General features: G+C 36.3%; 9 protein-coding genes, 1 tRNA gene and 1 pseudogene. 5 read left to right on the plus strand and 6 right to left on the minus strand.

Features of this window, described 5'->3' with window-relative positions:
* Window positions 1-82 precede the first annotated feature (82 nt).
* A tRNA-Met gene (locus tag ABID39_RS05430) sits at window positions 83-156 on the minus strand.
* A 172-nt stretch (window positions 157-328) separates the two neighbouring features.
* Here ABID39_RS05430 and ABID39_RS05435 point away from each other — a divergent pair.
* On the plus strand, window positions 329-1,285 hold the full coding sequence (locus tag ABID39_RS05435; RefSeq protein ID WP_354186799.1) for a Gfo/Idh/MocA family protein: 957 nt from the start codon (window positions 329-331) through the stop codon (window positions 1,283-1,285).
* 46 nt (window positions 1,286-1,331) lie between these two features.
* On the plus strand, window positions 1,332-2,450 hold the full coding sequence (locus ABID39_RS05440) for a DegT/DnrJ/EryC1/StrS family aminotransferase (RefSeq protein ID WP_354186801.1): 1,119 nt from the start codon (window positions 1,332-1,334) through the stop codon (window positions 2,448-2,450).
* Window positions 2,451-2,683: 233 nt separating this feature from the next.
* On the opposite strand, the gene ABID39_RS05445 is transcribed toward ABID39_RS05440, so the two are convergent.
* Entirely contained in the window at window positions 2,684-3,337 is a 654-nt protein-coding gene (locus ABID39_RS05445; RefSeq protein ID WP_354186803.1) for a hypothetical protein, read from the minus strand.
* A 26-nt stretch (window positions 3,338-3,363) separates the two neighbouring features.
* Complete coding sequence (locus tag ABID39_RS05450) at window positions 3,364-3,960, minus strand: DUF1134 domain-containing protein (RefSeq protein ID WP_354186805.1); 597 nt, start codon at window positions 3,958-3,960, stop codon at window positions 3,364-3,366.
* 216 nt (window positions 3,961-4,176) lie between these two features.
* Between ABID39_RS05450 and chpT the strand changes: the two genes are divergently transcribed.
* Complete coding sequence (gene chpT, locus ABID39_RS05455; RefSeq protein WP_354186807.1) at window positions 4,177-4,815, plus strand: histidine phosphotransferase ChpT; 639 nt, start codon at window positions 4,177-4,179, stop codon at window positions 4,813-4,815.
* A gap of 215 nt (window positions 4,816-5,030) precedes the next feature.
* On the opposite strand, the gene ctrA is transcribed toward chpT, so the two are convergent.
* A complete protein-coding gene (gene ctrA / locus ABID39_RS05460; RefSeq protein WP_354186809.1) occupies window positions 5,031-5,732 on the minus strand; it encodes a response regulator transcription factor CtrA in 702 nt (233 codons plus the stop codon).
* A 558-nt stretch (window positions 5,733-6,290) separates the two neighbouring features.
* On the opposite strand from ctrA, the gene ABID39_RS05465 reads away from it, so the two are divergent.
* Complete coding sequence (locus tag ABID39_RS05465) at window positions 6,291-6,677, plus strand: flagellar export protein FliJ (RefSeq protein WP_354186811.1); 387 nt, start codon at window positions 6,291-6,293, stop codon at window positions 6,675-6,677.
* 134 nt (window positions 6,678-6,811) lie between these two features.
* Here the strand turns inward: ABID39_RS05465 and sciP are convergent, their stop codons facing one another.
* Window positions 6,812-7,087 (minus strand): CtrA inhibitor SciP, encoded by a 276-nt coding sequence (gene sciP / locus ABID39_RS05470; RefSeq protein ID WP_004863244.1) that lies wholly within the window; start codon window positions 7,085-7,087, stop codon window positions 6,812-6,814.
* 376 nt (window positions 7,088-7,463) lie between these two features.
* Here sciP and mnmA point away from each other — a divergent pair, with 376 nt between their 5' ends.
* Window positions 7,464-8,687 (plus strand): tRNA 2-thiouridine(34) synthase MnmA, encoded by a 1,224-nt coding sequence (mnmA, locus tag ABID39_RS05475; protein ID WP_354186813.1) that lies wholly within the window; start codon window positions 7,464-7,466, stop codon window positions 8,685-8,687.
* Window positions 8,688-8,745: 58 nt separating this feature from the next.
* On the opposite strand, the pseudogene ABID39_RS05480 reads toward mnmA, so the two are convergent.
* Window positions 8,746-9,351: pseudogene (locus tag ABID39_RS05480) on the minus strand (TrmH family RNA methyltransferase); the annotation flags it as partial.
* Window positions 9,352-10,355 lie beyond the last annotated feature (1,004 nt).

Raw genomic sequence — 10,355 nt, forward strand, 5'->3', positions numbered from 1 at the left:
AATAAATTAATACAAAACCTAGTGACAAACTACACCAGTAATAAACTATAAACCTATAGGAATACTGTGAAAAATAAAACGGTAGCGGAGGAGGGATTTGAACCCCCGACACAAGGATTATGATTCCTCTGCTCTAACCTACTGAGCTACTCCGCCAAAATAAAAAATATTGCTATTGCGATCCATCACATCTTCTGCGGATATAAGAGGTAGAATAGTGAGATGTCAAGTATCGTTTTTAAGCTTTTCTCTTGTCATTCTATTTCATCATCGATATGAACTGAATGGAAGTTTATTTTTTATATGATAAATAGGGTAAGGCATAAAAATGGTGCCACGTGTAGCGGTTTTAGGGTGTGGTCATTGGGGTGGAAATCATATTCGAACACTCCAGGGGCTTGGGGCTTTAGCAGCGGTTTCTGATATGAATGTTGAACGTGCTGAAAGCTTTGCTTGTATGTATGGTGTTGAGGCAGTTGCGCCTGAAGATCTTTTTACGCGTAAAAATATTGATGCGCTGGTTCTGGCATTGCCTCCACAGTTCCATACGGAAAATGCGCTATGCGCTCTTAAAAATGGTAAGGATGTTTTGGTTGAAAAACCCATCGCTTTGAATGTAGCAGATGCTAAGCACCAAGTCCAAATTGCTAGTGAATATGGGCGAATTTTTATGGTGGGTCATATTTTACGATTTCACCCTATTTTTGAAAAAATATGTGAATTGGTGAAAAAGAACGAACTGGGGGACATACGTTATATTTATTCTCATCGATTAGGTTTTGGAAAGTTTCATACACAAAGCGATGCTCTATGGGATCTTGCTCCGCATGATCTTTCAATGATTTTGGCTTTGACAGGATGTGAACCTTCAGAAGTTCATGGTGAGGGAGCTTCTGTTATTGATCAACGTTCAGATTTTGCTCATATTCATATGACTTTTCCCAATGGTGTACGTAGTCATCTTTTTACTTCGCGTCTTAGTCCTTATCGTGAAAGACGTTTAACGATTATCGGTACAAAGGCTATGCTTGTTTTTGATGATATGGAACCATGGAGCCATAAATTGGCATTGCATCCTTTTGCTGTTAGGAAGGAAAAGCAGGAGTGGGCTTGTAGCGCTGATGCTTTGCATTACATTGATGTTTGTGAAAGTTTGCCACTTACTTGCGAATTGCAACATTTTCTTCATTGTATTGAGACGCGTCAATCACCTCGCACAAATGGCGACGATGCTATTGCCGTTTTACGGATTTTAACTGCTGCTGATGTCAATTGTCATAGATAAAAGAAATAAGTAGCGCTTTTACATTATTGTGATTAATGGAGTTAATATGCAGTTCATCGATCTTGGGGCACAGCGTGCACGCATTGAAGATAAAGTTAATGCTGCAATTGGGCATGTTATCGCTAGCGGTAATTATATTTTGGGAACAAAAGTAACAGAATTTGAAGAACGGTTGGCAGATTATCTTGGTGTGAAACATGTGGTTGCATGTGCCAATGGAACTGATGCATTGAAGATGCCTCTTATGGCTAGAAATATTGGGCCGGGTGATGCTGTTTTTTGTCCTAGCTTCACGTTTTCTGCAACTGCTGAAGTTGTCGCTTTAGTCGGAGCTGTACCTGTTTTTGTTGATGTCCTACCTGATACATTTAATATGGATGTTGAGAGACTTTGTGAAGCAATTGAGATGGTTAAAAACGATGAGTGCCTCAAACCAAAGGCAATTATTGTTGTTGATTTGTTTGGTCTTCCTGCTGATTATAAGAAAATTGCTCAAATAGCGGCAAAGGAAAATCTTTTTGTTATTGAAGATGCTGCTCAATCGATGGGAGGAAAAAGCGGTCATATTATGTGTGGCGCTTTTGGTGATGTGGCCGCGACAAGTTTTTATCCTGCAAAACCATTGGGGTGTTATGGTGATGGTGGCGCTATGATGACCAATGACGATAATTTAGCAGAAATTTTACGTTCTATTCGGTTTCACGGTAAAGGTGAAACGCAATATGACAATGTGCGTATTGGTATGAATTCGCGTCTAGATACTATTCAGGCTGCAGTTTTGCTAGAAAAGTTTACTATTTTTGAAGATGAGATGGAAAAGCGTGTGGCAGTTGCGCAGTATTATTCCAATGGTTTAAGAGATATTGTCACGGTTCCAGAAGTAGGAGAGAATGTTCGTTGTGCCTATGCACAATATACGATTAAGGTAAAAGAGCGTGATAGATTGAAGGATTACTTACAGAAAAATTCTATTCCCACCATGGTTTATTACAAAACTTCATTGCACCAGCAGCCAGCTTATAAAGATTTTCCTTATGTCAAAGATTCTCTTTCTGTTTCTGAATCTCTGAGCGGTTGTGTTTTAAGTTTACCTATGCATCCTTATTTGACGAAAAATGATCAAGATATGATTATTCAGAAAATAAGAGATTTTTATCGTTCTTGAGAGGGTATTATTGTCTTTAAAGCTTTCTTAAGAAGAGGCTTTATTTGAGTCGTCTTTTGAAGATATTTTTAAATTTATCATTGAAAAATAATATATTCTATTAAGGGAGCAGTTTATCTATCAAGAGTGTATTTTATATTTTCTTTTTCAATAAGATGACACATCTTTCTGTTTTACAAACGGTAGATATTTATTGATTTAAATATGTCCTCAAAGCACTTTAAAAAGATAGCTTATGTGAACGGCGTTTTTTTGCTGCAGGTTATTTTTTCGCGGATACGCGATGCCAGATCGTTTTTGTTATTAGAATTTTGGACCAATGTGTTTATGGGTGATGATTCACCTTCTTGAAGGGCTATTTGAGCTGCTAATGTTGCTGCTAATTCTTTCGTTTCTTTACGTATTTCAGCGAGAAGTTGATGATAAGTAGCAGTATCAAGCGAATCTATTGGAATTTCTTGTAAGCGTTGCTTATAGTGGGCGATTTTTTCATGCATAGTTTTGATTTCCATTATGCAACTGTTTGTGGTGATAGCTCTTTGGTTACTTTCTATTATGGGTGCTTCTTTTTCATAAGAAGCATGTTCTGCTGAAAGAGATAGTTTATAAAGCTGTTCTTTTATTTTGCTAAGTTGTATTTTTTGTTGGGCATATTTTTTTTGCAAAGAGTCATATTTCTGTTCATTGCGTGCTAATTCTACAGCATGTTGGGCACAAAGAAAATCATAATTTGCTTGCATTTCAGTGAGTGATAACGGAATTTGTGCAGAAACAAATTTATGCGCAAAGTAAAGAGCCTTACGCCAAATAAGTGGAAAAACAAGTACAAGTAACCAAGAAATGGAGGCAACACCAAGAATAAAAAATAGAAGTGATTGAATCAGCATAAGTCCCCCTTTTTATGAGAATCTGTTCAAAATGGATTCCATGTCGGTTTAGGTGTTAATTTTAAATATCCTATATTAACGCCGAGACGTGCGCCAATTCCTGCTCGTACTGGAATTAATAAGATATTGTTCCGTTTAAGAACATGAAAACCAACACCAGCAATTAAATAGGCTGAACCTGAAATACCACCATAGCGTCCCCACAAATTATTTATATTATTAAGATCATAAACTAAGATCATTAAGCGGGAACCTTGACCGCCAAAATCCCATCCCAGAGAGGGACCTTGCCAAAAAACTTTATGCTGTCCATAGTTTTTGGTAAAAATTTTTCCTTCACCATAGGTTAGTCCAGCAAAAAAAGACCCAGAAGCTTCTTCCCCTAAAATATAGGCAGTGGGATAACCATATTGTGAAAAGATATTTTGAATTGCCACTGCTATACCGCTGGTCGTTTTTCCAAAAAAAACATGACCGGAATCAATAATTTCTTGCAGCGAATAATGGGGTTCGTTTGGTTCTATTGGTTGGGAATGAGCATTTGCAGCGTTTATGGTTACAAATAAAAGGAAGATAAAGGATACAATATCTTTGTACCAGCGTGTTAGAAGAGAGAAAGTCATGGAGTTTTTTCCTTTTATGAGTTCAAAGAAGAAAATAATATTAAGATTTTTATTCTATTCAAATGAAAAATAACATTTAAAGTTATTTAAATTATTGAATTTATTTTTGAAAAAAAATTAGCATGGCGATCAAAATTTTCTATATGTATGAATTGGATGTTAAGAATTTTTCTTTAAAATGAAGTTTATTTTTAAATCTGGGAGTCCTCAGTTATTATGATGCTATCTGTTTCTTTGAAGTCTACTGATCTTGCTGCTTTGCTTTGTAGTCGTATTTGTCATGATTTGATTTCACCTGTTGGTGCTATTCAGAATGCGATGGAGCTCTATGATGAAGGAGGGGCGGATGATGAGGTTTTGCAATTGGTGCGTTGGTCTGTTGCGAGTGCTTCTGCACGTCTACAGTTTGCGCGATTAGCTTTTGGTTTTTCAGGAGCAGGTGGGGGGCAAATAGATACATCTTCTGCTGAACAAGTTGCTCAACAATATATGAAAGAAGAAAAGGCGATTTTAAAATGGGAATCTTCCTCTCTGCTTTTACCCAAAAATGAAGTTAAACTTTTGCTTAATTTGTTACTGGTTGCAAACGCAACGGTTTCTCGTGGTGGAGAAATCATTGTTATGATTTTACAGGAAGAAAATAAACGTTTTTTTCGATTTGAAATTTGTGGTAAAACTTTACGCATTCCTCCTCATTTTATTGCGTTATATAATGGAGAATTTTCTGAAGAGCTTATCGATGCTCACACAATCCAATTTTATTATACAATATTACTTTCTGAAATGACAGACATGAAAATCAATATCGATGAAACGGATGATCGTATTATTTTGGAAAGTGTGAAGAATTTTTGAGTAAGTGAAGTCGTATTGAAAAAAGGCTTAGATTATATTCGTGAACGATAGGATGATATTTGTAAATGAGGGTGTTGGAACTTTTTAAATTTTGAGCACTTTCTTTCTCACTTTCTCTATGCAAGAAATCTTTGGTGCGGCGAGCCTTTTATGACAACAGAGAAAAAATCTCGGCCCGCTACACTCCGAGATTTTACAATAGGCAATTTCATTGTTTAAGCGGTTTTACGTACGTTTTCTTCAACTGGATCACGTAATACATAACCACGTCCCCAAACTGTATCAATGTAGTTTATATGAGAAGATACAGCTTCCAGTTTTTTCCGCAATTTACAGATAAAAACATCTATAATTTTAAGTTCTGGTTCATCCATTCCACCGTAGAGGTGATTGAGAAACATTTCTTTGGTAAGGGTAGTACCTTTGCGCAAAGAGAGAAGCTCTAGCATCTGGTATTCTTTTCCAGTCAAATGGACAGGACGTCCCGCAACTTCGACTGTTTTTGCATCAAGATTCACAGTGAGATCACCGGTGACAATAACAGATTGTGCATGCCCTTTAGAACGACGAACAACTGCATGAATACGTGCAATCAACTCATCTTTATGGAATGGTTTTGTCATATAATCATCTGCACCAAATCCAAAACCACGGACCTTGTCTTCAATAGTGCTCATGCCAGAAAGAATGAGAACGGGGGTTTTTATTTTTGCTAATCTCAAGGTTCGTAAAACATCGTAGCCTGACATATCAGGGAGATTTAGATCAAGCAAGATGATATCATAATCATACAGTTTACCTAAATCGACACCCTCTTCACCAAGATCAGTAATATAAACGTTAAAGTTTGCTGATTTTAGCATTAACTCAATGCTTTGAGTAGTTGCTTTATCATCTTCAATTAATAATACGCGCATTTTAAATCCCTCATTTTGCTCCTTGCGAATCAGAAGAAGCAGCTTTGTTTTATAATAGTTGGTAAACCAGCCATTAATAAAATAATTCATTAAATCAAACATTTACAATAAAAATGTCTATGAATATTTCAGTAGTACGCGCAACAATCACTACTGAACCTCCCCACTATCTATGATAGTGGTTAACAAAATATTTTTATTTTTGGAAGAGATTGACAAAATTATTTTAGAAAAATCGCATATTTTTTACATAATGAAAAAATGAAGCGCTTTTTCCACTAATCTTAAATTTAAAGGAATTTGTAAAAGATTGTTTTAAATCACTTTTTAAAATTTTGGTATTTATTTACGGAGATTTAAATCTCTTTGTCCTATAGTGGATGAGAAAAGTAAAGAAACGGTTATTTTTCTTTAGAGCGGATTAGATTTTCTGATGTTAAGGAAAGCAAAAGATAGAGTTTTGAGTTTTTTTAATTGCTTGTTTTTGTCAAAACAGACTGTAACTAAAATATGTGTAAGAATGCGAAGTTTGGGTTGGCGTGATCAAGGAGTAGTGAGATGAAGCCACGGAATAGTATGGTGCGATTGAAAATGTTTCAAGTGCGTGAGAGGCGTCGTGAAATCGCACAGCTTGATATGATGATCGTAGAATTTGAGCGTATGGTGTTAGAATTGGAAGCACAGATTGTTTATGAAGAACGTAAATCTGGAAACAGTGATGTTCACCATTTTGCTTATTCTGCTTTTGCTCGTGCAGCACGGCAAAGGCGCGATAACTTGATAAATTCAATTCGTGATTTGCAACTTCAAAAAACAAATGCTGAAATTGCTCTTCATGAAGCCAATACAGAATTGCAACGCGTACAGCTTCTTGAAGTGCGGGAAAAGAAGGTAGTCGTGGATGGTGAGAGTATTTTAAATCAATCTAAATCAGTGACTGGATGATAAAATCTATTATTTAAAAGTCAATTCTTTAAGATTCTGGTGTGTTCAAAACATGAAAAAACAGCCGAACTTTTATCAAGTTTGGCTGTTTTTAGAATGTTTTGAAGCTGTTATTGAATTATTATGTAAGGCGATTAATGCCTATAATGTTGGATTCTGGTTGTCCGTAATCCAGCTAAACCGTGTTCATCAATTAAACTTTGCCATGAAAGAAATTCTTCTACGGTCAAAGTATAGCGTTGACACGCTTCATCAAGACTTAACAATCCACCTCTAACAGCCGCAACAACTTCAGCTTTGCGACGAATTACCCAGCGCCTTGTTGTTTTTGGTGGTAGATCGGCGATTGTCAGTGGACTTCCATCTGGCCCAATAACATATTTCATTTGTGTTTTTATCAAATTAGTCATTCTATCCTATACCTTTAGTCAAGAATTTAATCACCTTTGTAAAACATGAAATTTAAAAAAGAGCTAAACACGTGGAAAGAAAAAATTAATAAAGTAAGTCAGTATATAAAGATATGGTACAAAGTGAAATATGTAAAATGGTTTATTATGATGTTTTTGTTGATTTTTTTTGAAAATAGCAAAACGTATTTTCAGAGTGCCTTATTTTCATCATTCTTTTTTGTTTGCAGCCGTTTTTAAGAAAGTAATGCTATTCTTGTGGAAAAGATAAAAAAAACAATGTAAGAGAACGATAAACAGTGCGCATAAGAACATTAACGAGAATGGGTATCCATTAAATAGAAGAATGGATATCTGTTAAATAGAGAATGAATATATGTTTTTAAACAGCCTTGATCTACCAGGAAAACCTGGGAATTCCCGTATTGTTGTAGCGATGTCAGGTGGAGTTGATTCATCGGTTGTTGCAGGCCTTTTAAAAAAGGAAGGATATAATGTCATTGGAATTACGTTGCAGCTTTATGATCATGGTGCAGCAATTCATCGGGTGGGTGCATGTTGTGCTGGGCAGGATATTGAAGATGCACGTCGTGTTGCAGAGACATTAGGAATACCCCATTATGTTCTTGATTATGAAAAGCGATTTCGTGAAGCTGTAATTAATCCTTTTGCAGAAAGTTATGTGCATGGGGAAACGCCAGTACCATGTGTGGCGTGCAATCAGACTGTAAAATTTGCTGATTTATTAGAAACTGCGCGTGAATTAGGAGCAGATGCTTTGGCTACGGGACACTATATTCGCTCACGTCCTCATGGTGCGCATCGGGCACTTTTCCGTCCTCTGGATGCTGATCGCGATCAGAGCTATTTTCTTTTTGCAACGACACAAGAGCAGATTGATTATTTGCGGTTTCCACTTGGTGATCTTCCCAAAGCACGTGTTCGTGAAATAGCAGCAGAAATGGGCTTTGTTGTTGCCAATAAGCATGACAGCCAAGATATCTGTTTTGTTCCACAAGGAAAATATTCTGATGTTATTACAAAACTACGGCCAGAGGCTGCTAATCCTGGGGATATTGTGCATATCGATGGACAGGTTTTAGGGAAACATTCGGGAATTGTTAATTATACTGTTGGTCAACGTCGTGGTATTGGTGTAGCGACCGGTGAAGCGCTTTATGTGGTTTATCTTGATGTGGAAAATGCGCGCGTTATTGTTGGTCCGCGTGAAATGTTGGAAACGCATAAGTTGTTTCTGCGTGATGTGAATTGGCTTGGTGATGAGTTGTTAGAGAGTTTTCCCTTGGAGGGCGTTGAGGTTGCTGTGAAAGTTCGTTCAACACGTCCTCCACATCTGGCTCGTGTGCATTATCAAGAGGGGGAGTTTTTCGTTGATTTGTTAGAGTGTGAAAATAGTGTGGCGCCAGGACAAGCCTGTGTTCTTTATGATGGAAATGGCGATGAAGCACGTGTTTTGGGAGGGGGATTTGTGACTCATTCAGAACGTTCTGCTGGTACTGAAATGATGTTGAAACGTGTTTTGTATAATTTAGAGACAAAAGATTCAGTTCGCTCTGCACTAAAAATAACTGCTTCTTAGTAAATAAAAGGAGCATATTCGTGAGATGTTTTTTTACAATTTAAAATCTGATCATCTTCTAGGAGAGTTTGGCAAAATCAGTAAAATGTGCAAGTGCGATACCGGATGCTGTGGCAACATTGAGGCTATCAAAGCCATGAGCCATGGGAATACGTAATGTCTCTGATTTTTGCAGTACATGAGGTGGCAAGCCATCACCTTCTGTTCCAAAAATAAGCGCTGTCCTTTTGAGTATCTTCGCTTGCTTGAGAGTGTTTGAAGCGGAGGGAGAAAGTGCATAAAGATGAAAGTCTGCATCTTTTAAAGCAGCTAGAATGTCATTTATGTTAATACTTTGCGTGTAGGGAACTTTGAGAACTGCACCAGCAGAAACTCTGATTGATTTACGGTAAAGCGGATCGCATGAGGTTGTGTCAACGATAATACCATGACTGGCAAAAGCAGCTGCATTACGAAAAATGGCTCCCATATTGTCGTGATTAGAGATCCCACATAAAATGAGAATCAAAGCTTTTTCTGGAAGATTTTGTAAAAAATTTTGTAATGGTGGTAGTATTTTACGTTTACCGATACCGAGTATACCACGATGAACATGGAAACCTGCAATATTATCCATAATTTTTTGCGGAACGCAATAAATAAGACATGTTGGTCTTGTTTCCTCATCGGACGCCACATATTACATAAAAAATAGAAAAATCAATATATTATGTAAAATAATTTTATATACACCCCCTTCAGAATCCACACTTTTATGCATGTTTAAATTGACCATTTTTTATAGAAGATTGCCAGGTATGAATAGAGCATAAAAAGCAAATCATGATGCTAATATTATAACGCATGGGTGCATTCAAATGAAATGAAAAGCAGTTATCACTCATAACAGTTTATAAATTTTATGATACGTTTTTATCTCAGCACAAATCGCATTGTTTTAAAATTTAGTCGTTTGAAATTATCGATAACATACGTTTAAAGAATGGTATGAGTTTTGCTCTTTTTTGAGCGAAACCTTCAAAGGAATAATCGTTTGAAGCGGTCATAAGCTTATAGGATTAATTTATAAAGATTGCATAAAAGGATTAAGGACAAGATCGCTTTTAAAATGCTGTCTAAAAGTTTAGAAAACGATAAAGAGGGATTTTATATCTTATGAAATCAAAAGCCTTTTAATGAATATAGTGCATAGCTAGTTTTGAAGAACGGAACTGTATTCGCTTCCACAAAAAAATGGAGGCAAATAATGCCATGGCAGTAGAATGACTATCTACTTTAGACTTGGTACTAAAAACGTTTTAAGAGTATAGTTTAAAAGCACAGAGCCCAAATATGGACTGAGTGATTTTAGTTACCCCAAAATTGGGGGCAGCTATTGAGATAAAGAGAAGCAAGTAAAATTCAAAACCGTTTTTTATTACAGTTATAGTTATCATTTGCTCTTAAAAACGTTTTATTTATGAAAAACGAAGATCTAGATTTCACAGCAGAGCAAAATCTTGAAAACCTTACACTTTATAAAAGCGTTTGTTTATTTATCTTATGAAAATCTGTTTTTAAAAACCAATGCTTGCAAGCGTAAAAAGAATGTTTTTTATAAGACATTCATTTAAGATGCATTTTCTTTTGATTGGATTGATAAAGCTACCAAGCGTTTTGATTTAGAAT

Origin of the sequence: Bartonella japonica (genome assembly GCF_040545385.1) — a bacterium.
Taxonomy (GTDB): domain Bacteria; phylum Pseudomonadota; class Alphaproteobacteria; order Rhizobiales; family Rhizobiaceae; genus Bartonella; species Bartonella japonica.

Coding starts and splice junctions, on each gene's coding strand:
- ABID39_RS05435 (WP_354186799.1), top strand. CDS start 329: ATGGTGCCACGTGTAGCGGTTTTAGGGTGTGGTCATTGGGGTGGAAAT.
- ABID39_RS05440 (WP_354186801.1), top strand. CDS start 1,332: ATGCAGTTCATCGATCTTGGGGCACAGCGTGCACGCATTGAAGATAAA.
- ABID39_RS05445 (WP_354186803.1), bottom strand. CDS start 3,337: ATGCTGATTCAATCACTTCTATTTTTTATTCTTGGTGTTGCCTCCATT.
- ABID39_RS05450 (WP_354186805.1), bottom strand. CDS start 3,960: ATGACTTTCTCTCTTCTAACACGCTGGTACAAAGATATTGTATCCTTT.
- chpT (WP_354186807.1), top strand. CDS start 4,177: ATGATGCTATCTGTTTCTTTGAAGTCTACTGATCTTGCTGCTTTGCTT.
- ctrA (WP_354186809.1), bottom strand. CDS start 5,732: ATGCGCGTATTATTAATTGAAGATGATAAAGCAACTACTCAAAGCATT.
- ABID39_RS05465 (WP_354186811.1), top strand. CDS start 6,291: ATGAAGCCACGGAATAGTATGGTGCGATTGAAAATGTTTCAAGTGCGT.
- sciP (WP_004863244.1), bottom strand. CDS start 7,087: ATGACTAATTTGATAAAAACACAAATGAAATATGTTATTGGGCCAGAT.
- mnmA (WP_354186813.1), top strand. CDS start 7,464: ATGTTTTTAAACAGCCTTGATCTACCAGGAAAACCTGGGAATTCCCGT.